This window comes from Pseudomonas sp. ASL3 (genome assembly GCF_056680425.1).
The window spans coordinates 2,411,897-2,437,653 of record NZ_CM155281.1; the positions used below are offsets into that span (position 1 = coordinate 2,411,897).

The 25,757-nt window shown below is 59.5% G+C and carries 20 protein-coding genes; 14 read left to right on the top strand and 6 right to left on the bottom strand.

Annotated features, from left to right (window positions below):
* Window positions 1–2: 2 nt before the first annotated feature.
* From AC1MEE_RS11140 to AC1MEE_RS11165, 6 genes are read right to left on the bottom strand one after another with little or no spacing between them, the layout of a single operon-like run.
* Window positions 3–2,336: a hypothetical protein gene (locus AC1MEE_RS11140; protein WP_480415372.1), complete on the bottom strand. Its 2,334-nt coding sequence runs from the start codon at window positions 2,334–2,336 to the stop codon at window positions 3–5.
* Window positions 2,333–3,220, bottom strand: coding sequence for a DUF4123 domain-containing protein (locus tag AC1MEE_RS11145; RefSeq protein ID WP_480415373.1), 888 nt, complete (start codon window positions 3,218–3,220; stop codon window positions 2,333–2,335). Before AC1MEE_RS11145 ends, AC1MEE_RS11140 begins: the two co-directional genes overlap by 4 nt.
* Window positions 3,189–5,282, bottom strand: coding sequence for a type VI secretion system Vgr family protein (locus AC1MEE_RS11150; RefSeq protein WP_480415374.1), 2,094 nt, complete (start codon window positions 5,280–5,282; stop codon window positions 3,189–3,191). Before AC1MEE_RS11150 ends, AC1MEE_RS11145 begins: the two co-directional genes overlap by 32 nt.
* Window positions 5,283–5,291: 9 nt before the next feature.
* Window positions 5,292–6,740 carry a type VI secretion system protein TssA gene (tssA, locus tag AC1MEE_RS11155; RefSeq protein ID WP_480415375.1) on the bottom strand — a complete coding sequence of 483 codons (1,449 nt, stop codon included), beginning with the start codon at window positions 6,738–6,740 and terminating at the stop codon, window positions 5,292–5,294.
* Window positions 6,728–7,387 (bottom strand): type VI secretion system-associated protein VasI, encoded by a 660-nt coding sequence (vasI, locus tag AC1MEE_RS11160; RefSeq protein ID WP_480415376.1) that lies wholly within the window; start codon window positions 7,385–7,387, stop codon window positions 6,728–6,730. Before vasI ends, tssA begins: the two co-directional genes overlap by 13 nt.
* Window positions 7,380–8,963 (bottom strand): sigma-54 interaction domain-containing protein, encoded by a 1,584-nt coding sequence (locus AC1MEE_RS11165; RefSeq protein WP_480415377.1) that lies wholly within the window; start codon window positions 8,961–8,963, stop codon window positions 7,380–7,382. Before AC1MEE_RS11165 ends, vasI begins: the two co-directional genes overlap by 8 nt.
* Before the next feature lie 533 nt (window positions 8,964–9,496).
* Between AC1MEE_RS11165 and tssB the strand changes: the two genes are divergently transcribed.
* From tssB to tssK, 14 genes are all read left to right on the top strand, one after another.
* Window positions 9,497–10,000 carry a type VI secretion system contractile sheath small subunit gene (gene tssB, locus AC1MEE_RS11170; protein ID WP_480415378.1) on the top strand — a complete coding sequence of 168 codons (504 nt, stop codon included), beginning with the start codon at window positions 9,497–9,499 and terminating at the stop codon, window positions 9,998–10,000.
* Between the two features lie 81 nt (window positions 10,001–10,081).
* Window positions 10,082–11,569 carry a type VI secretion system contractile sheath large subunit gene (gene tssC, locus AC1MEE_RS11175; RefSeq protein WP_480415379.1) on the top strand — a complete coding sequence of 496 codons (1,488 nt, stop codon included), beginning with the start codon at window positions 10,082–10,084 and terminating at the stop codon, window positions 11,567–11,569.
* 10 nt (window positions 11,570–11,579) lie between these two features.
* A complete protein-coding gene (gene tssE, locus AC1MEE_RS11180) occupies window positions 11,580–12,008 on the top strand; it encodes a type VI secretion system baseplate subunit TssE (RefSeq protein WP_480415380.1) in 429 nt (142 codons plus the stop codon).
* Window positions 12,009–12,015: 7 nt separating this feature from the next.
* The gene (tssF, locus tag AC1MEE_RS11185) at window positions 12,016–13,788 is read left to right on the top strand and encodes a type VI secretion system baseplate subunit TssF (RefSeq protein ID WP_480415381.1); all 1,773 of its coding nucleotides are present in this window, start codon (window positions 12,016–12,018) and stop codon (window positions 13,786–13,788) included.
* Window positions 13,752–14,771 carry a type VI secretion system baseplate subunit TssG gene (tssG, locus tag AC1MEE_RS11190; RefSeq protein WP_480415382.1) on the top strand — a complete coding sequence of 340 codons (1,020 nt, stop codon included), beginning with the start codon at window positions 13,752–13,754 and terminating at the stop codon, window positions 14,769–14,771. The genes tssF and tssG overlap by 37 nt, the downstream gene beginning before the upstream one ends.
* Complete coding sequence (locus AC1MEE_RS11195) at window positions 14,768–15,526, top strand: FHA domain-containing protein (protein WP_480415383.1); 759 nt, start codon at window positions 14,768–14,770, stop codon at window positions 15,524–15,526. The genes tssG and AC1MEE_RS11195 overlap by 4 nt, the downstream gene beginning before the upstream one ends.
* A complete protein-coding gene (gene tssJ / locus AC1MEE_RS11200) occupies window positions 15,523–16,329 on the top strand; it encodes a type VI secretion system lipoprotein TssJ (protein ID WP_480415385.1) in 807 nt (268 codons plus the stop codon). Before AC1MEE_RS11195 ends, tssJ begins: the two co-directional genes overlap by 4 nt.
* A 74-nt stretch (window positions 16,330–16,403) precedes the next feature.
* Window positions 16,404–18,494 carry a type VI secretion system Vgr family protein gene (locus AC1MEE_RS11205; protein WP_480415386.1) on the top strand — a complete coding sequence of 697 codons (2,091 nt, stop codon included), beginning with the start codon at window positions 16,404–16,406 and terminating at the stop codon, window positions 18,492–18,494.
* Window positions 18,491–19,414, top strand: coding sequence for a DUF4123 domain-containing protein (locus tag AC1MEE_RS11210; RefSeq protein ID WP_480415387.1), 924 nt, complete (start codon window positions 18,491–18,493; stop codon window positions 19,412–19,414). The genes AC1MEE_RS11205 and AC1MEE_RS11210 overlap by 4 nt, the downstream gene beginning before the upstream one ends.
* 9 nt (window positions 19,415–19,423) lie before the next feature.
* Window positions 19,424–22,261 carry a toxin VasX gene (locus AC1MEE_RS11215; RefSeq protein WP_480415388.1) on the top strand — a complete coding sequence of 946 codons (2,838 nt, stop codon included), beginning with the start codon at window positions 19,424–19,426 and terminating at the stop codon, window positions 22,259–22,261.
* Window positions 22,258–23,205 (top strand): DUF6708 domain-containing protein, encoded by a 948-nt coding sequence (locus AC1MEE_RS11220; protein ID WP_480415389.1) that lies wholly within the window; start codon window positions 22,258–22,260, stop codon window positions 23,203–23,205. The genes AC1MEE_RS11215 and AC1MEE_RS11220 overlap by 4 nt, the downstream gene beginning before the upstream one ends.
* On the top strand, window positions 23,198–23,332 hold the full coding sequence (locus AC1MEE_RS11225; RefSeq protein ID WP_480415391.1) for a hypothetical protein: 135 nt from the start codon (window positions 23,198–23,200) through the stop codon (window positions 23,330–23,332). The genes AC1MEE_RS11220 and AC1MEE_RS11225 overlap by 8 nt, the downstream gene beginning before the upstream one ends.
* Window positions 23,329–24,276, top strand: coding sequence for a DUF6708 domain-containing protein (locus tag AC1MEE_RS11230; RefSeq protein WP_480415392.1), 948 nt, complete (start codon window positions 23,329–23,331; stop codon window positions 24,274–24,276). Before AC1MEE_RS11225 ends, AC1MEE_RS11230 begins: the two co-directional genes overlap by 4 nt.
* A 142-nt stretch (window positions 24,277–24,418) precedes the next feature.
* The gene (tssK, locus tag AC1MEE_RS11235) at window positions 24,419–25,756 is read left to right on the top strand and encodes a type VI secretion system baseplate subunit TssK (protein WP_480415394.1); all 1,338 of its coding nucleotides are present in this window, start codon (window positions 24,419–24,421) and stop codon (window positions 25,754–25,756) included.
* Window position 25,757 lies beyond the last annotated feature (1 nt).

Genomic DNA, 25,757 nt, shown 5'->3' on the forward strand with positions numbered 1-25,757 from the left:
GCTTAAACATAACGTTCATCGTCTCCCATTGATGTCCAGGTCTTGCGGGCGTCAGCCAGGGTTTGGTACTTGTTATTGTTGTGCATGGGTTTCCAGGGCGGGATCTGGGACAAGGGTTTGCCGGGCACGGCCTGATTGGCGCGCCGAGCCAGGCCGTCGATGAAACGGGCAAAGTCCGGACGTTGTTTGGGGTGCAGGTAGCTGCGAATCCGCTCGAGGCTGTCGAAAGCCGAAACCACTTGTGCCTGGGGGTGCATGCGTTCGAGTACCAGATAGAACTGGCGCCAACTGCTGACCTGGAACAGCAGGTGGATGATGGCTTCCTCGGTTTTGTTGTTGAAGCTGAACAAATAGCTCTTGCTGAGTATGAACAGCGCTGGCCCCATGACTTCGGGGGGTAGACGACTCAGTGGGAGAGTCTGGCTTCCGAGTTGCAGGGGCTCGTTGCCAAGAATACGTTTAGCCAAATGATGAGCTTCCGCTCGCCGGTCCTTGGTATGCTCCCACCACTCAAGTAAGGCGACCGTCCCCTGCATCATTACCTCGTTCAGGGTTTTACCCGGCTTGGTCAACAGCTGGGAAACACCTTGATAGAGGAACTCAAACGCTAACGGGGTCACGCTGAGCACATGCCGAAAATCCACCTCGCTGAGGTTGCGGTACACCACCCCGACCAGATCCGCGATTTTCTCCAGGTCCACGAGGGTGCCGAAACCACCGCCAGCTCCCGGACCGAACACCAGGTGCCCTTTAAGGTGAAAATACAGACGGGTGCCATCGAGCATGATCTGAAAGTCCAGCGCAGCCCCGCCGCCAAACGCCAGATTGCCTTCGGTCCTGACTTCCAGCAGTGGCGCCCAACTGGCGTTCTGGCGGTTTTGTTCATCCGGGTGCATCCATTCCAGGCCACCGGTCAAGGCGCCACCGGACTGGGCGCCGGCAAACAGGTTGCCTTTGACCTGCACTTTGCCGCCCCGGGAGCTGAGTTCCGGTGAGGTGAGCAAGGCGCTGGCGCCGGAGGGCGCGGGTTTCCATTTCACCGTGCCGGTGGCATCGCCGCTGGCGACCACGCCGAGAAAGCAGCTCAGCTCCAGTTTGCTGTTGAGGCGGAATGCGCCGAACCGGTGGTAGACGGTTTCGCCCTGGGCATTCTTGTAGGCGAAGTAGCAGTTCTGCCCGCCCTGGCTGGGCAGGAAGCGGGCGAAGGTCATCTTGCCTTCAGCGAGGGAAAAACTGGCCTGGCCCTTGACCCCGAGGGACACTTCGCCGGCCTCGGGGTCGAAGCCGGAAAAGCCGGCGCTGGCCTGGGCGGCGAAGCGCAATATGTGAGCTTCGTGGCTGCGGGCGTAAGGCGCCGCGTCGCTGCTGTCGGAGGTCCAGCTGAACTCTTTGTGCAGGGCGTTGGCGGCCGTGTCGTGGGGGGCGGTCCAGGTTTTAAGCCGCGCTTCAAGGTTGCCCAGCGGTTTGCCGAGGTCGTTCTTGATGCCGGTTTTGATGTCGTTGAGCAAGGCGCCAATCTGTTTTTTCAGCCCCTCGGCGTCCAGCGGGGTGGACGAGCGCAATCGGCTGCTTTCGATCCGAAAGGAGCGGCTCAGCTTGTCGCTGGCGGCGCGGGAAATGTAATAACGCTTGTCCGGCTTGCTGAAGACGATGACTTCCACCACCTGATTGTTGCCTCGGGCGTGGGTGGCGCTGAGAGTGCCCTTGCGTTTTCCGTACTTGGGGTCAGGCATGGTCGTGGTGGCAGTGCTCTCGCTCATGCGTTCCAGCGGCGCGAGCTGGGCCTGCAAGGTGGTGACTTCACGGTCCAGCATCTCTGTCAGGCCCTGGCCGATGGCGCAGTTCAGGGCGGTGGACACATAGGGGCAGAGGCCGGCGAACTGGATGCGCTGCTTCTTGAGGTGGGCGATGCGGCCCTGAATGTCGTCCTCGGTGTTCAGGCGAATCGGCTGCGCAGCAGCCTGGGCCTCGTTCAGGGCCAGCAGTCCGGCTTCTTCGGCTTTGCGCGCCCACAGCAGTTTTTGGCAAGCCTGGCAGCCGCAGGTTTCCGCTGTCGCTCTACCCTCCGAGGCGATACACGGCCCGGCCTGTTCCGGTGCCGCGTTGACGATGCGCTGGAAGTCGCGCATCAGCGTTTGCACGTCTTCGATCTCTTCGATCAGATCATCTTGCTCAAGCTGCGTCAGCACATAGAAGTTGTCACCGTCGCCGGTGATGTGCACCACGTCGACCTTGGGCGCCTGGCAGCTGGGCGTGGTATAGCCCTTGGTGTCCACTTTGCTGTCAGCGAACATGGGCGGCGGCAAGGGTCGCAAAAACGGGGTGAATTCGGTCATGGCTTCATACCTGCGAGGCAGAGGGTTTCCAGGGTGGTGAGGGTGTCGACGGGCGAACAGTCATCACGCGCCAGTTGCGCGGCAGCCTCGGACTGAAGCCAGAAGTCTTCGGTGCATTGCAGGCGCAGGCGCAGCCAGCGCTCCTGATCGGCCTCGGTCGTGTAGCCGAAACGCCGGGCGGCTTCGAGGATATTGAAGGTCTGGATCAGGCCCTGATCGTCCGGTTCCAGCTGCGTGGCGTACGCCTTGGCGAAGGTCGCGACACTGTCCCACACGCGTTCCTGGCTCAGCTGCTTCTGCTGCTCGTGACCCCATGGCAACGTTTTGCCCTCGGGCACTACCCCGTCATGCACGGGCAACCACTGATACCAGCCTTCGGCGCCGTGCCAGATCAGCGCGGCGCACGGGCCGACCAATTCCAGACGCTGGGCCGGGGTCAGTTGGGTCAACAGCGCACGCAGTAGCCGCGGGTCGAACCAGCGGAACAGGCTGGTGTGGCCATCCGGGCCGACCACGCTGAGCCGTTGCCGACAGTGCTCGACCATCTCGGCCCAGGTCGCGCCCGGTGCAAGACGGGCAATGATCCCCAGCGGGGTCTCGGGCAAACGGTCGAGAATGGCCCGGTGACTGGCCCGGTTCAGGTCCAGCGCCACCAGGTGTGGCCCGACACTGACCAGCGCTTGATAAGGCGTACCGGTGCAGAGCGACTCCACTGCCCAGCCTGGCTCGCGCTGATCGGCATACAGCGTGGACAGTAAGTTGTTGTCCTGAGCCGGCTCCAGCAGCAGGCACTGCCCGGCCTCCTCGATGGCGGGCGGCAGTGCGGGGTACAGCAGCAGGCCGGGCAGGCGGTTAGTGATGAGGGTGAAGTGGGCAGTGGCCATCAGCGTCTCGCTCGCACAGGGTTTCAGTCACCAAGTCAGCGCTTTGCGCGGCTTGTACGTAGTGTTCCGGGGTCAGGCTGGAGTGGGGCGTGATTGAGGGTGTCGATACGCCTGTCAGCAGCGGGCTAATCATCGGGGGGATGAGGCCCGGCATGGCACCCGGTTGCAGGGGCACGCTGCTGTAAATTCCGCTGGCGTCCATCTGAATGCAGTGCTCACCGATTTGCAGGGTGATGCTGTGGCTCGCGTCGAAGATGATATGGCTGGCCTGCACGAGGGTCCGCAGTCCACTGCTAAGCCCCAGATCACCACCGACCTGCAGGATGCGGTTGCCGCCGATGTTCAGGTGGTCGTCTGCCCGCACCTCGGTACTGCGCGTGCCTTGCACACGGAGTTGCTGTTCACCGCTCACCTGACAGTGGCTATTGCCCTGGATCGACAGTTGACGGTCGTTACCAATCTCGATGCGTTCGTCGTGCTCGACCTTTTCGCTGCGATCGTTACCGACGACGGTGGTCTGGTTGTTATTGATTTGGCTGTTGTGGTCTTTCTGCGCGTGAACGTAGATCTCTTCCTGGTCCTTTTCATCCTCGAAGCGCAGTTCGTTGAAGCCCTCGCCCTTGTGGGTCTGGCTTTTGATGGTCATCCGAGTTTTGTGCTGCGGCAGCGGGTACGGCGGCAGGTTGTCGGCGCGGTAGGCGCGGCCGCTGACAATCGGCTGGTCGCCGTCGCCGTCCAGGTATTCGACGATCACTTCCTGGCCGATGCGCGGAATGGCCATCGCGCCCCAGGTGGTCCCGGCCCAGCCCTGGGACACGCGGATCCAGCAGGAGCTGTGTTCGTTGTTTTGGCTGGCGCGATCCCAGGGAAAACTGACCTTGATCCGGCCCCATTCGTCGCAGTAAATCTCCTCGCCCGGCGGGCCGACCACGGTGGCCATGTGCGGGCCGTCGATGCGCGGTTTGTCATGCAGTTCGGCTTTCCAGTCGGTCAGGCCGGTGACCAACTCGGCAGTCTGGCGGTAGGTGGTGCTCTGTTCGCTGCCCGCCGCGTCTTCTTGCAGGCTGGTGTGCTGGGTGCCGTGGTGCTCGATGAACACCGGGCGCCAGCGGATATTCAGCTCTTCCCGCGGATGGTCGATCAGGTCGAACGCCAAACCGGGTTGCAGGCGCGGGTCGTCGCCCTCGACCGTGGCGATGCGCGCATCGCGGCGTAAGGCGGCCAGGCGGGTTTTGGTGAAGGGTTTACCGGCTTCATCGCGCTTGTAGCGGCCGGGGTAGTCGAAACGCTCGTAATCGCGTTGCTGGTGCTCGTGGTCACGGCCTTCGGCGACGTGCTCTTGGGCGTAGCTCGAGTGCTTGAAGGTGTAGTCGCGCTGGACCTGGCGCGCGGTGCGTACCTGTTCGGTGTAGTCGAAACGCCACAGCGCCGGTTCCGGCTGATCGCCGCCGGGGGTGGGTTGGTACAGCACCTGGCACTGTTCCTTGCGGCCGATGGCGCCGAGGTTTTGCACCTTGTCGGTGTAGATCAAGCGATGGCCATCAGGGCGGTGATCGAAGCGGTACAGCAGGCCTTCTTCGGCGGCCAGGCGGGCGAGAAACGCCAGATCGGTTTCGCCGACCTGCACGCAATACTCGCGAGGCTCGTGCGCGGCGCCAACGAATTGCTCACGGTCGGTCAGGGGTTGAGCCTTGAGCACCGCGTCGATGATCTGCGGCACGCTTTGCTGCTGGAAGATCCGCCAGTTCGAGCGCAAGCCAGCGCGGGCCAGGGTCGGTTCAACCACCGCCCGATAACGGGTACGACGAAAGCCGGTGTCACCTTGACTAAACAGGCTGATCAGCCCATGCACCCGGCGCACCGGCTGCTCGCCACGCCAGATGGTGAACAGCGCAGGCCGGTCGAGCACCGCGCCAAAATCGACGTTGGGGTTGCTGCTGGACAGTTGGATGTCCAGATGAAACGGCCGGGACAGACCTTCCTTCAAGGTGAAGGCCACCACCTCGAAAGCGGTGCCCGAGGCGGGTTCGAAGGTGTAACGCAGGTCGCTGTGACGAGGCATATAGTCTCCTTACTCCTTGGTAACGTTCTCGATAGCCGGCAGGCAGCCACCGTGTTGTGCAAGCTTGCTGTACAGATCCGGCTCCCACTGATCGGCCGACATGGCCTGCATGATTCGCCCGACATTGGCGTAGAGGTCATTGGCGAGCCATGAAAGCCCGCGTGAAGCCAACAGATCGGCGGCGATGACCGTGGCGTAGCAGCGTTGGCGAGGGGCACTGAATTCGGCGTGCAATTCCTGGAGGCGGAGCAGCACCACCTCGACACCTTCGCTGTTGAGTTGCGTCACCAGCTCGTCACGCAGGTTGGCGTATTCATGCACCGGGCTGCCCTGCGGCCCAGCCGTGTCCGCACCGGACAGCCAGCCCAGGGTTTGCGCATCGACAAAAGGGCGCCCGTCGCTGAAGCACAGTTCCTGCAAGGCCGGGATCCGCCGGACAAAGCGTTCGGTGGCCTGACGAATGGCTGCCGCCACCTCGGGCATTTCCAGGCGCATGGCAACACTGGCAGCGAGAAAACTGCCGCGTATCCAATACGGCGACGCCACCACACTTTTCTCCACGCGTTGCAGCAGCACGGGATCAAGCGCGTTATTGGCTAACGCGTCCTGGTAGCTGTCGACGATGTCCATCGGCATACCTGTCAGCTCGGTACGTTGCTCATGCTTGACGGTCGGAGCGGCGTGGATATGTGCCCACAGGCCAAAACGCCGTAATTGGTAGCCGGTCGGGTCGTAGGCGTCTTGTTGATTGACGAACTCAGCCATATTGAGCAATGCACGCCGACTCTCGCGTTCGTTACCCAGTTGCAGGTCGCTTTTGCTGGAGAAGAACGCTTGGCTCAGGGCGCCACCGCCCTGCCCCAGTGCTGGCGCTATGACCGGCTGCGGCGAAACGGCCTGTTCCGCACATTTGTGCAAGGCATTGGCCAGTTCTGTCAGGGACTGGCTATCGAGTTTGGCCGCGTCTGAGCAACGTTGCAGGCTGTCGAGTGCCCGCTGTGCAGTTGTCTGGTGATCCAGGCTAAAACTCGTCGCGTCAAGCTGGGCCAAAGCTTCCCCGAGGCGCGTGATCAACACGTGCACTTGCTTGCGTTTGCCCGGGTAACCCGTCGGCCCCGGTTTGGGGTAGCTGGTTTCCCAATACTGCTCGACCATCCCGGCGACCAGCGTGGTCACCTCTGCCCAGTCGCCCCAACTCTTGAAGCGAAGCTTGGCCGTGGCAAAGTGGGAGACGATGCGCCAGTGTTTACATTGTTTACTCAAGTACTGACGCGAACTTTCCTCAACATAGGCCCAGTCAAGGGTGCGCTCATGCAGGCCGCCCAGCTTGACCATTTCATGGTCGATCGCCTGATAGGTTTCATCTTCCACATCGAAATGCCCGGCGGGCTGGTTGATGTCGATCGGGGTCAGTAGGGTTTCAACCGAGCCTGGCACCGCGCCCGTCACCAGTGACATGCTTCGCGCTCCAGAGTGATCAGCTCAGTCAAGCCTTCAGCATCGAAAAACAGACCATTGAGTTGAGGATGATCGCTCTCCACACGCACCCGGTTTCCGTGATTCAAGCGCTTGATCTGTTCGATTGCAGCCAGGCCTCGGCCCGCATCAACGACCACGCCAGACTCCAGCACCTGCCAGGTTTGGTAGACGGACACCGGGCGCTCGTCCAGCAACAGGCGCACCCGCACCAGATTGCGATCAATCGGCTGGCCCAACACAAACTGCAAACGCGAGATATTGGAGAGGCAGCTAATCGCAAGCACAGGCCGTGGCGCGACTGCCCCCAATGCGGGCGCTGATATCACCACCCGCTGCTGGGCATCGTTGTCACGTTCAGTGGCGATGGAGATCAGAAAGCGACTGTCTTCGGCGGTGCGTGCAGCCTCGTTGGCCTGCACCAGATCGACGATTTCCGGGCGCAGCGGCACGACAAGCGCAGGTGCTGAGCGTGGAGTGTTAACGGGCGTACCTGCCGCACGATCAAAACACGCCAAGCGCTCCAGAGAAGACGCAATGAGAGTGCAATCGCGGTCAAGGGCGGCACTCATCGCTGTGGGAGCCCAACCAGCACAGGACACCAGCAACAGCCAGCCGAATTTATTCATAGAGGAAATGCTCCAGATTCCATTTTTGGCATTTGCGCGCAAGGGTGCGCTTGGGGATACCCAGACTGTCGGCAGCACGACTGCGTGAGCCGCTGGCCTGACGCAGGCGTGCATCAATTAGCAAGCGCTCGAAAGCCTCCGTGGCTTCAGGCAAGTTGTCGGTCTGCAACAAATCATGCAGAGGCAGCAGAGCCTGCTCCGCGTCCGATGGACTTTCGATGACCGTTTGAATTGAGCGAGTCATCAGCGCTTGCAGGGTCTTAAGGCTGATTGCCTCGCCATTGGCCGTGCGTTCACTGGCAGCGAGGATCAAGTTGCGTAATTCGCGAACATTGCCTGGGAAAGGATGACGTTGCAGCCGGGCAATTGCGTCTGCCGCCATCCCAGTGACACGGGCCTGACACTCACGATTGTGCTGGGTGATCAGGTACGCGATCAGTGCTGGGAGATCCTCGTTGCGCTCGCGTAATGGCGGCAGGTGGAGACCCAGTTGGCAGATACGGAAATACAAGTCTTGGCGGAAGCGTCCTTCTCGCACCCGTTGCGGTAAAGGTTGGTGCGTGGCGCAGATCAGGCGAAAATCCGAAGCCCGCTCTTGAGTCGCACCGACAGGACGGTACTTTTTCTCATTGAGCAGGCGTAGCAATGTGCCTTGGAGGCTCAGCGGCATATCGCCAATTTCATCCAGAAACAACGTGCCGCCATCGGCTGCTGCAACCAGCCCCGTACGCGCTTGGGTCGCGCCGGTATAGGCGCCACGCGTGCAGCCAAACAACTCCGCCTCAATCAGATCCTTCGGGATGGCCGCACAATTGACCGGCACAAACGCCTTGCCGCTACGTGCCGAGACTTGGTGGATCAGCCAAGCGGCGTGGTCTTTGCCGGAGCCCGTTTCACCAGTGACCAGCACGGCCAGCGACGAGTCGGCAATCATCAACATATCGTCGCGAGTCTGGCGAGCCTCGCGACTGGCACCCACGTAACCGGCTGCCAGCAGGCGTCCTGCGCGTTGACGACTGCCTTCAGCTTTTTGTGCTTGCCGGGTATTACGCGCATGACGCATGCCGTCCGCCATACCCTGCTGCGCCTTCAACGACGCAAACAGGCACCGATAGATATCCAGTAAAGCGACCCAGGCCGGGTCGTCATTCCAGGCACGCAAAGCATCTTGAGCCCCGCTCAGTACGAGAACACCGAACGCCTGCCGTTGACCATCAAACAGCGGCAAGGCGAGCAGTGCATCACTGCTGTCCAGCACCTCGCGCAAGGCATCAAAGCCCGCCCCAACCTCCACCAAACGCGCCATCTGATGGACCAGGCATGGCTGCCCGCTGTGCAGGCTGTACAGCAGCGGGTTGTCCAGTTCAGACATAGAAATAGTGGGTAAATCAGCAGCCGACACCGCATGGCTGGCGAAAGGAAATAACCTGTCACCCACAGCGTCACGGAGATAGCAGATGGCCTGGCGTAGGCCGTCAACGGTCTGGGTCATACGCAAAAAGCCTGAGGTCAGCACAGCAGCGTCTGCAGTGGCCGCTAGCGTCCGCACGGCATTCAACGCTTTTAATGAGTCCATTGCGTATCACTCAACTCGACATCATTGGAAATAGCGGCAATCGAATGAGCCCTGACCTATGGGCAAAGCCGAGTCGACCAGAGAGGACAGACAGATGAGTACTGTTCATGAATATATATATCCTCGTAAGCCGGGCGCGGAGAGACTTCAAACCGCATGGAACATTAACAGCGGACAAAGGCCACTTGCACTTAATTATTCAAACAAGGGGGCATTTATCACAAAAAATATCTCAAATAATACAAGTCAATAGAGACACTTCCTGTCATTGCGTAGGAGTTTTCTTTATTGTTATGGCGAATAACTCATCAGGCATAAAAGCTTGTTTTTGTGAACGGTATCAATTGACCGAAAGCTTAAAGCTTTCGTAGACTTCAACGGTCGGCGCTAAAAATCGACAACGAATTACAGATGTTTAAACATTTAAACATTTAAGCAAGGGCGTCTTCCTCGCAGTAAACAAAGGCTGTTTACATTCAATAACGCTACCTACACGTCATCCAGTGCTTCGACTGTTCAATAAGGAGTTTCTCATGTCGAAAAATGTTGGTTCCGTCGCTCCCCAAGAGCGGATCAATATCAAATACGTACCGGCTACCGGTGATCAACAGGCAGAGATAGAACTGCCGCTCAAACTGTTAGTCACAGGGGATTTCAAAGGTCGCACTGAAGAGACGTCCATCGAAGAACGTCAATCCGTGCGCATCGACAAGGACAACTTCAATGCGGTGCTGGAAAAAGCCGGGCTGACCTTGAATATGTCTGTCCCCTCGGCGCTGAGCAAAGACAGCGAAGCCGAGTTGAACGTGAGTCTTCGGTTCAAAGCGATCAACGACTTTGGCCCTGACGCCATCGCCCGACAGGTCCCTGAACTCAACAAGCTGTTGGAGCTGCGCGAGGCACTGGTAGCACTCAAGGGGCCGCTGGGCAACATACCGGCCTTCCGCAAGCAACTTCAGGCACTGCTGTCCAACGAGCAGGCTCGCGCCACGCTCGCCAACGAACTCAACCTGGTTCTGGATGCCCCGCAACCCTGATCAATACAGACGGGAAATGGGCCGCCCAATACCGTCGTGCCGCTAGAACGTTACGCCCGCGTTGACATGGAGAGAATGAGAATGCACTCGGAAAGCACTGTTGCCACTTCAGTTGAAAAGCAAGATACCCCGCCGACCATGAGCTTGCTGGACCAGATCATGGCCCAAACGCTGATGGAGCCTCAGCAAGAAGGTTACGCCGTCGCCGAACGGGGCATCGCAGCGTTTATCACGGAAATCCTCAAGTCCGACGACCGTGAACAGGCGGTCAACAAGCATCTGGTCGACCAGATGATCGCCGAGGTTGATCGCACCCTGGGCAAGCAGATGGATGTCATCCTCCACCAGCCTGCCTACCAGCAGCTTGAATCGGCGTGGCGCGGTCTGAAACTATTGGTGGATCGCACCGACTTTCGCGAGAACATCAAACTTGAAGTGCTGCATGCAACCAAGGATGAACTGCTCGAAGACTTTGACAACGCTGGCGATATCACTCGTAGTGGGCTGTATAAGCACGTGTATTCGGCCGGCTATGGCCAGTTCGGCGGTGAGCCGGTGGCCACTATCGTCGGCAATTACACGTTCGGCCCTTCCGCACCGGACATCAAACTACTGAGTTACGCGGCGTCTATTGGAGCGATGGCCCACGCCCCATTCCTGGCGGCGGCTGGCCCGGAGTTTTTCAACCTGAAAGGTTTCCATGACCTGCCCAACCTCAAGGAGGTCAAGGATGTATTCGAGGGCCCGCAATTCAGCAAATGGCGCAGCCTGCGTGAATCCGAAGATGCACGCCATCTCGGCCTGACCATGCCTCGTTTCCTGCTGCGCCAGCCCTATGATCCGTTGGAAAATCCGATCCGCAGTTTCATTTACAACGAAGCCATTGACGGTTCGCACGACAACTACCTCTGGGGTAACACTTCATACCTGCTGGCCAGCCGGATAACCGACAGTTTTGCCAAGTATCGTTGGTGTCCGAACATCATCGGCCCACTGTCTGGAGGCACGGTCGATGATCTGCCCGTGCATCTGTACGAATCTCTTGGGCAACTCCAGGCGAAAATTCCCACCGAAGTACTGATCTCCGACCGCAAAGAGTTCGAACTCTCCGAGGAGGGTTTTATTCCGCTGACCATGCGCAAGGACAGCGACAATGCGGCGTTCTTCTCCGCCAACTCGGTACAACGGCCCAAGGTCTTTGCCAAGACCAAGGAAGGTCAGGAATCCCAGACCAACTACAAGCTCGGCACGCAGCTGCCCTATCTGTTCATCGTTAACCGCTTGGCCCACTACATCAAGGTGCTGCAACGCGAACAGATTGGCAGTTGGAAAGAGCGCCAGGATCTGGAGCGTGAACTCAATCACTGGCTCAAGCAGTACATCTCCGACCAGGAAAGTCCGGTGGCCCGTGTCCGCAGTCGTCGGCCGTTGCGCGCCGCTCGCATTGAAGTCCACGACGTGGCCGGTAACCCTGGCTGGTATCAGGTGTCCCTGGCCGTGCGTCCGCACTTTAAATACATGGGAGCGAACTTTGAAATTTCGCTGGTCGGCCGGTTAGACACCCAATAACGGAGGCCACATGCCACGCGTCGGAGGACGAAGCAGCCTGTTTGAGCGTTTGGTGCCTGGCGCTACGCCCCATCGCAGCCTGTCGTGCCAGGAGCATACCGCCCAACGCATCGGGGCGATCAAGTCGCACCTGGAACGTCTCCTCAATGCCCGCCAGGGGTGCTCGCAGAGCACTCCTGGTTTGGGGTTGAACGACTTCAACGACAGCTCACTCGGCAGTGCCGACCTATTGGTGCACATCAGCGCTGATATTCAGCGAGCCGTGGAAGCCTTTGAGCCTCGTATCAAGGTGCTTGGTGTGCATTTCCAGCCGGAGCCCGATCTGCCGCTGGAATTGAACTTCCGGCTGAATTGCGCAATGCAGGTCAACCACAAGGAAGAGCAGGTGCAGATTGATCTGGTCATGAATGGCCGCGACCGCTACACCCAAGTGAAATGAGGACCGCATGACGCTGAGAGAACACTTCCGGGACGAACTGAGTTACCTGCGCGAACAAGGACGCGAGTTTGCTCAAGAGAACCCGCAATTGGCACATTTTCTAGGTGAACAAGCCGACGACCCTGACGTCGAACGCTTGCTCGAAGGCTTTGCCTTTCTCACCGCCAGGTTGCGGTTGAAGATTGAGGACGACCTTCCCGAGCTGACCCATTCGTTGCTGCAGATGCTTTGGCCTAATTATCTACGGCCATTGCCCAGTGCCACCATTGTGCGCTTCGATCCGATTAGCCATGCCATCAGTAAAGGCCAGGTACTGCCCAAGGGCACGCGACTGTTTTCCCGTCCGGTGGACGGCGTGGCCTGTGAGTTCCGCACCTGTACTGACGTCGCTCTGTATCCGCTAAGCATCAAGGAAGTCAGTGATGCCCATACTCGCGAGAAGTCGATCGTTCGCCTGGATCTGAGCACGTTATCCAAGCAGCCGCTGAACGCGCTCGGGTGCGATCAGTTGGACTTTCACCTGAGCGGTGACGCCACCACGGCCTTGACCTTGTATTTATGGTTGGCCAACTACCTTGATAAAATCCTCGTCCAGATCCCTGGCCAAAATGATGTTATCGAACTCTCGATCAAGGATGTCGTGTTCCCCGGTTTCGCTCCAGAAGAAGCGTTGCTGCCCTACCCGAAAAACGTTTTCGACGGCTACCGTATCCTCCAGGAGTATTTTGTCTTTCCCCAGCGCTTTTATTTTTTCAGCCTGAGGCGACTCCTATCGCTTTGGCCCGCTGCTACGGCGGACCAGGTACGTTTTGAATTCCATTTTTCTCGGCCCATGCCAGCCGACATCCGGCTAAAGACCTCAGACATCAGCCTGTTTTGTGCTCCGGCCGTGAACCTGTTTCGGCACGATGCCGAGCCGATCAATCTCAGTGGTCGCGCTGTTGATCAACGCTTGCAAACCAGTGGTCAGCGACCGGCCTGTTACGAGATCTTCAGCATCGATCAGGTCTCGGCCTCAAAACACGGCACTGGGGGTCACCCGAGTCAACTGCAGCGGGTATTCCAGCCCTTTGAGTCCTTCCAGCACGAAATCGAACAAGCTTCCGGGCGCACTGCCCTGTATTACCGCGCGCGGGTGGAAGAGTCCACGCAACAGGAGGGTCTGTTACACCGCATCGCCTTTGTACGGGGCGATGAGAGTGCATATATCGGCGAAAACGAAACCGTCTCAATCGAGCTGACGTGTACCAATCGCGATCTGCCACTGACCCTGGGCACCGGGGATATCTGCGTACAAACCCAAGCCACCCCGACCTTCGCCACGTATACCAACATCACACGACCCACGCGGCCCTATCGCCCGGTACTGGATGGCAGCCTGCAATGGACCCTGATCTCCAACCTGTCGTTGAACTACCTGTCACTGCTCTCAGCCGAACCGTTGAAGGCCGTGGTGCGCGCCTACGATTTCGCCGCGCTGCATGATATCCAGCATGCCCGTACCACCCGCAAGCGCCTGGATGGTATCGGCAAAGCGACCACCACGCCGCTCGACATTTTGATGAAAGGGCTGCCAATACGCGGGCTCAATACGCGCCTGGAGCTCAACCAATCGGGGTTCTTGTGCGAAGGCGAGCTTTATCTGTTTGGTACGGTCCTGTCCCACTTCTTTGCGCTCTACGCCAGCATCAATTCTTTTCATCAATTGGACGTGATCAACGTCACTAACAACGAGCACTACGCATGGCCACTACTGACCGGCAGACAACCCGTGATCTAGCCGATGTCTTGCTGGCCGACGCGAGAAACTACTCGTTCTTTCGGTTGCTTGAGCATCTGCACGCCTTGCATGGCGATGACCTGGAAGCCAGGCATCCGAACATTGCGACGCGCCAACGCCTACGCCTGCAAAGCCATGCCGGCCTCGGATTTCCCGCTTCAGACGTAGCCTTGGCCGAACGTATGTCGGGAGAGGAACACGATCGTTATCGGGTCCAAACCACATTCTTTGGCCTGCACGGAGCCGACTCGCCCCTGCCCGGTTATTACCTCGACACTGTCGCCTATGAACATGCACAAGGCTCGGGGATTCGCCCGGCGTTCCTCGATTTTTTCAATCATCGATTGCTCACCCTGCTGCATCACAGTTGGCGTAAATACCGCTATTACGTGCGCTTTCGTGAACAGGCCACGGATCAGTTTTCGCGCTACATCTTTTCACTCATCGGGCTCAACGATGAGCACCTTCGCGGCGCGACTCCGATCCCCTGGAGCCGGCTGCTCAGCTATGCAGGCCTGATTGCCAGCCGCAGCCGCTCACCCACGATCGTTGCGGGCATCATCGGCCATTGCTTCGATCTGAATGACGTGAAAATCCGTGAGTTTGAACCGCGCTACGTCACCATTCCATCTGTCCAGCGCCTGGCTCTGGGACGGAATAATGGGGTCCTTGGCGACAGTTTTACTCTCGGTGGCCGAACCAAAACCCGCAGCAGCAAATTCACCATTGTCATCCCGCAACTGAGCCAGCAACGGTTCCGCGAGTTCCTGCCCAGCGGGGCGAATTTCAAGTCGTTGTGCAAGCTGATTGATTTCTTGTTGCGCGACGTCATCGCCTATGACCTGGAGCTGGGCCTGAAGCAGGCAGACGTGCCGCCGTTCAATCTTGGCCGCAGCAAGGGCACCCACCTTGGCTGGACCAGTTTTCTCGACAGCAAGGCCCAACGCCTGCAATCCGTCGTCCGTATCAAGGTGCGCTCATGAACACAGCTTCCAACTCACGGCACATCACCCTGGTCGTCAGCAACCCAGAACAGTTGCAGCATGGGTGTGCAGCCACGCACCGCTTCGACAACACGGGCGGCACCATCGGTAGCCGCAACGCTGATTGGACCCTCAATGACCGTCAGCACAGCGTCCAGCCAGTGCATTGCGAGATTCGGCTTATCGAGGGTGCGTTCTGCGTCACCGACCGTTGCGGCAAGACCCGCATGAACGGAAACGACCGAGGCCTGGGCCTCACCACCACCGCTCGTCTCAACGAAGGCGATTGTTTGCAAGTCGGCGCATACAGACTGGTCGTTCAACCCCACACACTGGACTCCAACCAGGCAGGCGCAATACGCCACCTGAGTCAGCGCTCATTGGCAGAACTGCTCAACGATGCAAGCTCCCCATTGGGCAGCCTGGATGGGCCCGCTCTCCCGTTCTATGGAATTGATGACCCTCTGCCGATTGACCGATCCGCCTTTCATGAACTCAGCACGCCCTCAGGGCTGTTCGCAGAGCGCGATCCGCTAGCAGCACTGGAGGCCGCCGCGCGCCAGGCTTCAGAGCAACCGGACGCAAACATCCAGCTCGATACGACCCACTACGGCCTTTCCACCCGCCAACACACCCAACCTGATCTTGCCGCCACCCGCTACGAGGCCGTCAGCGGAGCACCCCGCTCAGCCTCAGGAAATGACGCCATGCCATCGTTCTTCTCCCAACCCCCTGCCAACCTGGAGGCGCCATGAAGCCTCGATTTCTCACGCTACTGCTGGCCTGCCTGCTACTGGGTGGCTGCACGATGCTCAGCAAGATCGGTCAAGTGATCGTGAACCCGTCCACTCCTGTCGGCGAGCCGGGCGACCACCTGACTCAAGTTTCCTTGAGCCTGCATGCCAGCCCCACCATCAATTCGAACGCCAGCAGCGTCCCCCTTGATACTGCCGAGCATGCCAACACCTCGCCCGACATCTACACCGTCAGCCTGAGTGGAGAAGATCAGCTCGACCTGATCGATAAGCTCCAGGTATTGCTTAACCATTTCGAGAACGAGCAAACCCAAACGACTGCTCTCGATTCCCCAGACAGCGGCACGATAGTGCCTGCGGTCCCGCGCACTCAGGCCATCGCCTCGCGCACTGCCTTGGGTCAATACTCGGAACCCCTGCTTGAGGTCGATCAGATTGACGCGAGCACTGCCCCCGAACCTCAATACGTCGCCACCCCGCTCGCCTTCAAAATCCTGCAACTCAAAGACGACACGTTGTTGCTCAATACCAGTTACGAAGTGCTCATCAAGGACCTGAAAAAAGCCTTGGGCAGCACCTACCTGAGCGACGACGACTACATCCTGAAACCGGGACAGTTCAAGTTCGTCAACTTCAAGGAAATCCACGAGGACACCCGCTACATCGCCGTCATTGCCGCTTACCACGACCTGGATTCGACTCAGTGGAAGCAGGTGTTTCGCATCGAACCTCGGGGCCGTAAGTACTCCCTTCTAATGCAATTCAACCCCACCGGCGTTGAGCTGAAAGGTGAAGACGGATGATGCCCCCCTCTTCCCGCACGTTCAGATTTTCGCCCTTGAATCACTCGAAAACCATGGTTTGGTAAGGAGACCCCATGCCCCGTCACAGCGACCTGCGTTACACCTTCGAACCCGCCTCGGGCACCGCGTTCGAGGTGGTTGCCTTCACCTTGAAGGAAGGCCTGTCCCGGCCGTTTCATCTGGACATCCAGCTGTCCAGCAACAACCCCAAGGTGGACTTTGGCGCGGTGCTCGACCGGCCTGCGCTGTTCACCATCTGGCGCGGCGAGCAGGCCGTACGCCGGGTGCACGGGCTGATCAGCCTGTTCAATCAGGGCGACACCGGCCTTCGCCGGACCCGCTACCGAGCGGTGGTCGAACCGACCCTGGCCCGCGCCGGTTTGCGTTCGAACTGGCGGATTTTCCAGCAGCAAAGCGTGCCGCAGATCATCGACGCGGTGCTCAAGGCTCAGCCCCTGACCGACCGTGAGCAATTCGTTGGCGCCGCGCACGAGCCTCGTGAGTATTGCGTACAGGTCGGCGAAACCGACCTGGCGTTTCTCGCCCGCCTGGCCGCCGAAGAAGGCCTGCTGTACCACTTCGACCATCGCGCTGATGGCCATCGCCTGATCTACACCGACAAGGTGCAAAACCTCGGGGCCATCGGCCGCAAGGAAAATTGCCAGGTGCTGTACCAGCCCACCCCCGGCGGCGATCAGCCGGAGCCGGCGCTGTGGCGTTTCGACTACACCGAACAGGTGCGCACCGCGCGTCAGGTGCAGCGCGACTACACCTTCAAGCACTCGAGCTACGCCCAAGAGCACGTCGCCGAAGGCCGTGACCACGAGCACCAGCAACGCGACTACGAGCGCTTCGACTACCCCGGCCGCTACAAGCGCGATGAAGCCGGTAAACCCTTCACCAAAACCCGCCTGGCCGCCTTACGCCGCGATGCGCGCATCGCCACGGTCGAGGGCGATGACGCCCGGCTGCAACCCGGTTTGGCGTTCGACCTGATCGGCCATCCGCGGGAAGAGCTGAACATCCGCTGGCGCCCGGTGTTCATCGAACACCACGGCACCCAGCTCACCAGCCTGGAAGAAGAAGCGGCGGGCAGCGAGCAGAGCACCACCTACCAGCAGACCGCCGCACTGGTCACCGGCCTGACCGACTGGAAAGCCGAATTGCATGACAAACCACGCATCGACGGCCCGCAGATGGCCACCGTGGTCGGCCCACCGGGAGAGGAGATTTACTGCGACGAATGGGGCCGGATCAAGGTCAGTTTTCCCTGGGATCGCGCAAGCCAACGCGATGAGCACAGCTCCTGCTGGATCCGCGTGTCCCAAGGCTGGGCGGGGACCACCTGGGGCGCGATGGCCATCCCGCGCATCGGCCAGGAAGTGCTCGTCGAATACCTCGACGGCGACGGCGACCAGCCGATGGTTATCGGCCGTGCCTACCGCGCCGACAACCTGCCGCCATACCCGCTGCCGCAACACAAAACCCGGATGACGATCAAAAGCCAGACCCACAAGGGCGAGGGCTTCAACGAGCTGCGTTTCGAGGACGAGAAGGACCAGGAAGAAATCTACCTTCACGCGCAGAAAGACCACAACAGCCAAATCAATAACAACCAGACCACCGTTGTCGGCAACGATCGCAGCGAGAAGGTCGGTCATGACGAGCAGGTCACTGTCGGCCACGACCGCCGCCACGAGGTTGGCCAGGATGAGTTTCTTACCATCGGCCGCACCCAGACGATCCAGATCGACCAGGACCGCAGCGAAAGCGTCGGCGGCAACCGCCAGGACAAGACGGCTGTCAACCACGTGATCGAAACCGGGGGGAGTGTCGAGCACAGCGTGCAAGGGCACTTCCATCTGCTGGCCGGCCAAGCCATCGAGCAGAAAACCACCGTCTACGAGGTGCAGGCCGGACAAAGCCTTGTGCTGCAAGGCCCTGCGGGCAGCATCACCCTGAACGATGCCGGGATCATCCTGGACGCTGTGGCGATTCAAGTTAAAGGCCCCATCAACATGGTGTCAGCCGGTGGGGGCAAGACCTTAGAGCTTTCAAGCCTGGTGACGTCAAGCAATGCCAAGGATCGCGTCTGCGGACTCCGTGCTAACGGAACCTGCCTTAGCATTCCCTGCCACTGCATTCACGGGAGTGGGAAAGCATGACCTCGACGATCGCTGACGCCTGGCCACGTAAAACCATTCGGACCACCGCAGAACCCGCCTGGCCCGATGTGTCCGAACACCACCACCCCTGGCTCTGGCTCAACGGCGCCAGCCTCGAGACCCTGGAAGACGAGGTGCGGGCGATCACTCGCCGCTTTGACCATCGCTGGCTGTGGCGCGGCACCGATTGGGAGTACACCGACCCCGGCTACCGTCACGGCCCGCTGCTGGTGCCGTTGGACGCCGCGCTGCTCAAGACTTACCTCAGCACCTGGGCCCCCTCGGCACACGGACTGATCCTGCTCGGCCCGGCCGATGGCGACACCTTGGTCAGTCACTTGCAGAACCTGCGCGTGTTCACCGCCGCCGACGGCAACCTGGCATTTTTCAGCCTGGGCGCCTTCCGCCAGCTTGAAGAGATGGCTGAAGGTTTGTCGGCCGGTCGGTTGGCTGAGCTGCTGGGGCCGATTCAAGCCGTGATCTGGCGTGCGGGTGACGGCGACAGCCTGTCGTGGTTGCGTGTCGACAATCCGTCGGCAACCCCTTCGGGCCTGCGCGCCACTGTTGCTTTCACCTTGAGCGAAGACGACGAGGCCGCCATCAATCAGGCCAGCCATGCATGGTTCTTGCGTGATGCAGCCCGGCAGTTTGCCCGGCAACAACCCGAGCGAGCCCATGCCTTGGGGCCGCAGGAACTGGCCCGGCAACTGAACATCTTTGTAAAAGAAGCCCAGGGTCTCGGGCTGAGCCGCGAAAGCGCCTTTAGCCACTACGTGCGGCTGCGCTTGAACAACCCTCAGGACGCGTTCATCCACGACAAACCGCTCAGGGCCATCCTCAGTCAGCGTCAGCACGATGATCGCCTGCGTTTATTTGAAGCTGAACACCGCTTGCAACAACTTGCCGCCACCTCGGCCTAAGGACAGACCATGTGCCACCTTCACAAAAAAGCCTTGCAACCGCCTCATCCCAGCGAGCCCAAGTTTGGTCAGTTCCTCAACGACCCGGCCTGCCAGCGCTGTGTGCCGATCTACCCGCTGCGCTATGCGATAGCCGACGTGCCGTACGAAAGCAGCGCCTTGCCCCAACTCGGCACCCGCGGCTATCCGGCGCTCAAGGGCGGCAAGCATTACGGCCTGCGCCTGTTGCGCCCCGGCAGCTACGTCTATCTGTTCTACTTCAAAGACGGGCGCATGTGGACGCAGCACTATCAGGTCACCGAAAACGCCCTGTTCGCCGCGCTCTGGTGGGGCGATAAGGACTATGACGATGTCACCCCCGGGCGCCATGCCAAGCCGCACGTCATCGGGGCGACTGCGTATATCCCGGCGCCCGTGGCCAGCACCGCCGACAGCGTCTGGCTGATGGTCAGCGACGCCCTCCTCAGCCATTGCACCCTGTGGCAGATCGAGCAGGACAGCTACCAACTGCGCAGCCTGCTGGCCACCCCAGTCAAGCCCACAGGCGGTGCCGAACAAAAGCACAGCTTGCCCGCCTCCCACCTGGTCGCGGTCGCTCCCGAGCTGAATGTTCCGCCGTCGCTCATGATTCGCCAGCGCTCGTTGCAGATCCCCAGCGCCAGCCCCCTTCAGTGGAGCGAAAGCCAGCCGCGCTCGGTGAGCGCCGGGTACATCAATCAAGAAATGCGCCTGGCCCTGCGCCACGACAAAGAGGTGGTGGCGCTGGCGGTGGTGCTGAAAGACCCCTTCGGCATTACCAGCGAACTCAACCATCTGGCGACCACACTGGTGCAGGCCAAGGCTAAATTCGCCGCCGACAACGCGCACAAACTCAGCAGCGCGCAGCTGATCAACGGCTATTTCCAGCAGGCCAGTACCCCGGCCCAGGCCCAGACGCTGGCCCGGCAACAAGCGCTGGTCAAGTTGAGCGCCGCCCAGAGCTTTCCGGCGCTCTACAAGGCGCAGCTCAACACCTTCGACACGCCGATCGAAAACGCCGTCGATGACGCCATCGCCTGGGTCATCCTCTGCAACCCCGGCAAGCCGCTGGAACTGGCCCTGCGCTGCTTCGACCTGAACGTGATCCACAACGCCCGCGGCTACGAGGAAGCGGTGTTCCAGTGCCTCGGCGCCCTGGTGCACACCCAAGAGGGCCGACGCATCCTGGGTGCGCTGATCGACTCACCGGTGCAAGGCAGTCACTATTGGCGGGCCGTGACCCTGGGCAATCTGGGGCTGCTGGCACGCCTGAACAACACCCTGACCGTGAGCAAAGGGGTGTTTGAGGTCGTCAACAACTACCTCGAAGAACACGCCGCCACCCCGGCCACCAATGCCCTGATCAGCCTGCTGCAAGCCGTTCCGACCTCGCACAGTGCCGACATCATGATCCGCCGCCTGCGGCATGTGCTGGAAGTGCGCTTCAACGCCACCCTGATCCAATACGAAGTCAGCGCCGCCCAGTACCTGCACTTCGCCCGCGAGCTGCAAGGCTACCAAACTCTGGGACCGGAACTGATCGCGCGCTGGAACCTGCCCGCCGCCGCGCCCATCGTGGAACAGACCTTCAGCCTCCGGGTGCCGATCTACGAATGGGTCAAGGTCGGGGAAACCGACTACACGGTGATCGATAAAGCCCCTGCAACCCGCCCGGAGCTGCCGCCTAAACGGGCGATGCCGCTGGAAGGGAATCCGTTGATCAGGAGTCTGGAGAAATTGCGCGGGCCAGCGGGGTATTTGTTTACCGGGGTGGGTGGGGTTCTGGCGGTGATTGGGGTTGCTCAAGCGAAAGGCGCGCTGGAACAAGATCGAAGCAGCGCTAATCGTATGGCTGTTCTCGGCGCAATATTTGCGTTGGGTGGCGCAACCATCGAGATCGGCGCTGCGGGCATTGCTCTGGCTGCCGCCAAGCGTGGGAATGCAATGCTGGCAACGTCCGTCAAAGCATTGGGTGTCAAGCTAGGTATCTCCATCTTCGGTGCGGGCGGCGTTGCGTTAGCTGCTCTAGCTGACGGGATCAGAACCGTCAACGCAGTCAATGATCTCAACCTGGAGCAAGCGAAACTGTACCTAGGCACGGCCGTGGCCGGTGGCACACTGACCCTGGCCACATGGGCAGGCGGTTCCGCGACTGCCGCGTCCATTACCAGTATGGCCGCCGGCGGCGGAGCGGTTGCGGTACTAGGGCTGACTCCTGCTGGCTGGGCGGTGATTACATTGGTCGCCCTTGGTTCCATGATATATCTCGGTATGCAGGCTGATGACATAAAACATGGTCCACTCGATATCTGGCTCAAACACAGTGCCTGGGGACTGCATCAAAAGCACTACACCCATAAACAAGAGCTGGAGGCTTTTTACAACCTGCTCTACCGCCCGCGCTTAAGTGCCCAGTGGGACAAGTCCTTTGGCTATGACGTTGGCACCCTGACCATCGGTTGCTTACTGCCCAGCTCAATGACGGGTGAACGCTTTGCCTGGGATATGCGTGTCACCCTCGACGGGCAGCGCCTGTCTGGAGTCGAAGGTCCGATCATGCATGCCTCGCGCACTCATCCCATCGATTACCGACGTCAGTACCTGATCACACGTGGTCCAACACTTGGCGCGATGCGCAGTTGGGCTATCGCCATGCATGAGGATGCACACGTCGCGCTGGAGTATCTGTATCAGCCCGACCCCAATGAGCAACCGGATCTAGCCCTCAGCCAACCGGGTGCACCGGAACCACTGATATTTACCTCAGGCGGCTGGTTCAGTGACCCCATTGACGAAACCAAAGTCGCGCCGGTGGAAGCGCCGAAATGAGCACCGCTACTATCAAGCGTTTACCCAAAAGCTTGCGTTTTGGTGGCACACGTCTGCATCACGGTTATTCCACTGGGGAAGCGCCGCAACCAGATGGTGTGCGACGGGTCAACGAGCAATGTATCGAGCTGGAGACATTCGCCAACTTAACCCGAAGTGGTTCAGCCATTTTTATAGGAATGTCAGCCGTCACTGCTTTAGTCGGGTGTATCGTTATGTGGTTCTCTGAGTCTGAGGCTTGGGGTCTGAGCGATTGGATAGAGATCGCTGCCTTGTGGATGATATGCGTTTCTATTGCGATCATGTTTTTCTTACTCAGCGGCACCCATCGCAGTCGTGGCGCCTTCATCCGCATCCATCGTGGTACTCGCAAGCTCTACTACACCTTTCCGGGCAAAACACATCTGCACATATTGGATTGGAACCAGTTGGAAGCAGTGGCTGGCTACATTCCCATAGTGACTGGCAGCATCAACACCAGCCGCCATCCCTTGTACTTGATCGGTGTCGATTACAGCTTTTCGCCCGCCGCAGAGGTCTGTGTCGCCTGTGGCAACCTGGGTGCGTACGATGGTGATCGCTCGGCCAAGTCGCTGTGGGAGTACCTGCAGCTGTTTATGGCCCATGGCCCGCACGATCTTCCTCCGCCTCCACCGTTACTCTCAAACATGACACGCCAACAAGCAACATGGCGCCATTTCCACCAGTGGGAAGCCGCCTTGCGCACCAGCCTCGTCACCACTAAGGGCAAGCTATGGGCGCCCGTGGTGGTGCCTATTCGTGTGTTCTGGCTGTTCTTCTGGATCCTGCCGAACTGCCTGGAGGAATACATTCTCTACAACGTGCCTTACACACCGTTCCCGAAAGAAATCGACGAGCTCTGCGGTTTTACCGAAAAGCGCAAGTCGATCATCCGGGTGAATGGGAAGATCGTCGATGAATGAGCGCAGTAATTACCTTCCTCTGATCGCCATGATGGGTGCACCGGAGCCGCTGATATTTACTTCAGGCGGTTGGTTCAGTGATCCCATTGATGAAAACAAAGTCGCGCCCGTGGAGGCACCAAAGTGAGCGCGGCCAATATCAGGCGCCTGCCTAAAAGCCTGCGCTTTGGCGGCACACGCCTGCATCACGGTTACTCCACGGGTGAAGTGCCGCAACCGGATGGTGTGCGACGGATTAACGAGCAGTGTGTTGAACTGGAGACGTTTGCCAACTTAACACGAAGCGGTGCAGCTATTTTTATTGGTATGTCGATAATATTTGTTATCGGGATGTCGGTGTTTTTATGGCACACAGCAGTTAAACCATGGAGTTTGGATGACGGCATAAAAACTATGGTGTCGGGGTTGATTTTCGTCGCTATAGCCATCATGTTTTTCTTGCTCAGTGGCGCCCATCGCAACCGTGGCGCCTTCATCCGCATCCACCGTGGTACCCGCAAGCTTTATTACACCTTCCCAGGCAAAACGCATCTACACGTGCTGGACTGGGACCAGCTCGAAGTACTGGCCGGCTATATCCCCATCGTTTCCGGTAGCGGCTATGGCTCTCGGCATCCGTTGTATCTGATCGGAGTCGATTACGCTTTTCCGCAACCCGGGGAAGTCTGCGTCGCGTGCGGCAATCTGGGGGCATATGTCGGCGATCGTTCGGCCAAATCGCTGTGGGAATACCTGCAACTGTTTATGGCTTACGGCCCGCAAGATCTTCCTCCGCCCCCACCGCCACTCTCAAACCTGACACGCCGACAAGCAACATGGCGCCATTTCCACGAGTGGGAAGCCGCCTTGCGCACCAGCCTCGTCACCACTAAGGGCAAGCTATGGGCGCCCGTGGTGGTGCCTGTTCGTGTGTTCTGGCTGTTCTTCTGGATCCTGCCGAATTGCCTGGAGGAATACATTCTTTACAACGTCCCTTACACACCTTTCCCCAAAAAAATTGACGAGCTCTGCGGCTTCACCGAAAAGCGCAAACCTGTTATCCGGGTCAACGGGAAGATCGTCGATGAATAAGTGCATGAGCCCTGCCCCGGCCGACCTCCAGCCTGATACCTCACACAGTACACACCCTACCTGCCCCTCACCCCGTCATGGGAGAACGGTCTTCGTCCGCTCCCATGCATTGAAACTCTGAAAACCTGAAAGGAGCCCCACCATGGCCTCAAGGAACCCGGTTATCTGGCATGAAGGCCTGTTCGTCCAGCCGCAGCATTTCCAGCAGCAAGCGCGCTCGATCGAACAGTTCACCCACCAGCGCTTCAACAGCGTCAGCGAGGTGTTGTACGGTTTCAGCGAACTGGAGCTGAATCAGGCACACCTGAGCCTGGGTAAGATCCACATTGTCCGCGCTCGTGGGGTCATGCCCGACGGCAGTGTGTTCGACATTCCCAATGACCTTGCTCCGCCGCCGCCGTTGGAGATCGGCGACAGTTCGGCGGTGAATCAGGTCGTGTACCTGACCCTGCCGCTAAAGTCAGAGGGGGGGCTGGAGGTGCGTTGGCCCGACACCTATGCCCAAAGTCGTTACGTGGCCCGGTCCACAGAGATCAAGGACACCCATAGCCAGAATGGCGACCACGTGAAGACCGACCTGGCAGAGTTAAACCTGCAGCTGGCGCTGGAGCGCGAGGACCGTAGCGCGTTTACCGGGATTGCGTTGGGGCGGATTCTGGACAAGCGTCCTGACGGCAGTCTGGTGATGGATGAGGCGTTCTACCCGACCAGCGTTTCGCTACAAGCGGTGCCACCCCTCAAACGCTTTCTTGGAGAAATCTCCGGACTGATACGCGAGCGCGCCAAAAACATTGCAGAACGCATTGGTTCGCCGGGCCAGTCGGGTGTGGCCGATGTCACCGACTTCAACCTGCTGCAAACGTTGAACCGCCTGCATCCCTATTTTCAGCACCTGACACGGCAGCGGCATGTGCATCCGGAACAGCTCTACATCGCGTTCAGTCAGGCCTGTGGCGAGTTGGTGACCTTTACCGATGAAGGACGCCTGCCCCAGGAGTACCCGCCCTACCAGCATGACCGCTTGCGCGAATCGTTCCAGGCATTGGAAGAAACCCTGCGTCGCTCGTTGAGCACCGTGTTGCAACCGCGGGCGGTATCCCTGCCGATCATCCGTCAACAGTACGGTGTGCTCACGGCGGCGGTGAATGATCGCGGCTTGTTCGGCGATGCCGACTTCATTCTCGCGGTGCGCGCCCGCCTGCCTCTGGAAACGCTGCGACAACAGTTTCTTCAGCAGACCAAGGTGGCCTCGATGGAGAAGCTCGCTGAACTGGTCAGCCTCCAGTTGCCCGGCATTCCGCTGAGCCCGCTGCCCGTCGCACCCCGTCACCTGCCGTTCCACGCTGGCTTCAGCTATTTCGAACTCGATCGCCATCATGCCACCTGGCAGATGATGAACAACACAGCCGGTTTTGGTTTCCACATCGCTGGTGATTTCCCCGAACTGGAACTGCAATTCTGGGCCATCAGGAGTCAATGAC

Bases quoted from the DNA above. Each gene is read 5' to 3' on its own strand.
- AC1MEE_RS11140 (WP_480415372.1), bottom strand. From the start codon at position 2,336: ATGACCGAATTCACCCCGTTTTTGCGACCCTTGCCGCCGCCCATGTTC.
- AC1MEE_RS11145 (WP_480415373.1), bottom strand. From the start codon at position 3,220: ATGGCCACTGCCCACTTCACCCTCATCACTAACCGCCTGCCCGGCCTG.
- AC1MEE_RS11150 (WP_480415374.1), bottom strand. From the start codon at position 5,282: ATGCCTCGTCACAGCGACCTGCGTTACACCTTCGAACCCGCCTCGGGC.
- tssA (WP_480415375.1), bottom strand. From the start codon at position 6,740: ATGTCACTGGTGACGGGCGCGGTGCCAGGCTCGGTTGAAACCCTACTG.
- vasI (WP_480415376.1), bottom strand. From the start codon at position 7,387: ATGAATAAATTCGGCTGGCTGTTGCTGGTGTCCTGTGCTGGTTGGGCT.
- AC1MEE_RS11165 (WP_480415377.1), bottom strand. From the start codon at position 8,963: ATGGACTCATTAAAAGCGTTGAATGCCGTGCGGACGCTAGCGGCCACT.
- tssB (WP_480415378.1), top strand. From the start codon at position 9,497: ATGTCGAAAAATGTTGGTTCCGTCGCTCCCCAAGAGCGGATCAATATC.
- tssC (WP_480415379.1), top strand. From the start codon at position 10,082: ATGCACTCGGAAAGCACTGTTGCCACTTCAGTTGAAAAGCAAGATACC.
- tssE (WP_480415380.1), top strand. From the start codon at position 11,580: ATGCCACGCGTCGGAGGACGAAGCAGCCTGTTTGAGCGTTTGGTGCCT.
- tssF (WP_480415381.1), top strand. From the start codon at position 12,016: ATGACGCTGAGAGAACACTTCCGGGACGAACTGAGTTACCTGCGCGAA.
- tssG (WP_480415382.1), top strand. From the start codon at position 13,752: ATGGCCACTACTGACCGGCAGACAACCCGTGATCTAGCCGATGTCTTG.
- AC1MEE_RS11195 (WP_480415383.1), top strand. From the start codon at position 14,768: ATGAACACAGCTTCCAACTCACGGCACATCACCCTGGTCGTCAGCAAC.
- tssJ (WP_480415385.1), top strand. From the start codon at position 15,523: ATGAAGCCTCGATTTCTCACGCTACTGCTGGCCTGCCTGCTACTGGGT.
- AC1MEE_RS11205 (WP_480415386.1), top strand. From the start codon at position 16,404: ATGCCCCGTCACAGCGACCTGCGTTACACCTTCGAACCCGCCTCGGGC.
- AC1MEE_RS11210 (WP_480415387.1), top strand. From the start codon at position 18,491: ATGACCTCGACGATCGCTGACGCCTGGCCACGTAAAACCATTCGGACC.
- AC1MEE_RS11215 (WP_480415388.1), top strand. From the start codon at position 19,424: ATGTGCCACCTTCACAAAAAAGCCTTGCAACCGCCTCATCCCAGCGAG.
- AC1MEE_RS11220 (WP_480415389.1), top strand. From the start codon at position 22,258: ATGAGCACCGCTACTATCAAGCGTTTACCCAAAAGCTTGCGTTTTGGT.
- AC1MEE_RS11225 (WP_480415391.1), top strand. From the start codon at position 23,198: ATGAATGAGCGCAGTAATTACCTTCCTCTGATCGCCATGATGGGTGCA.
- tssK (WP_480415394.1), top strand. From the start codon at position 24,419: ATGGCCTCAAGGAACCCGGTTATCTGGCATGAAGGCCTGTTCGTCCAG.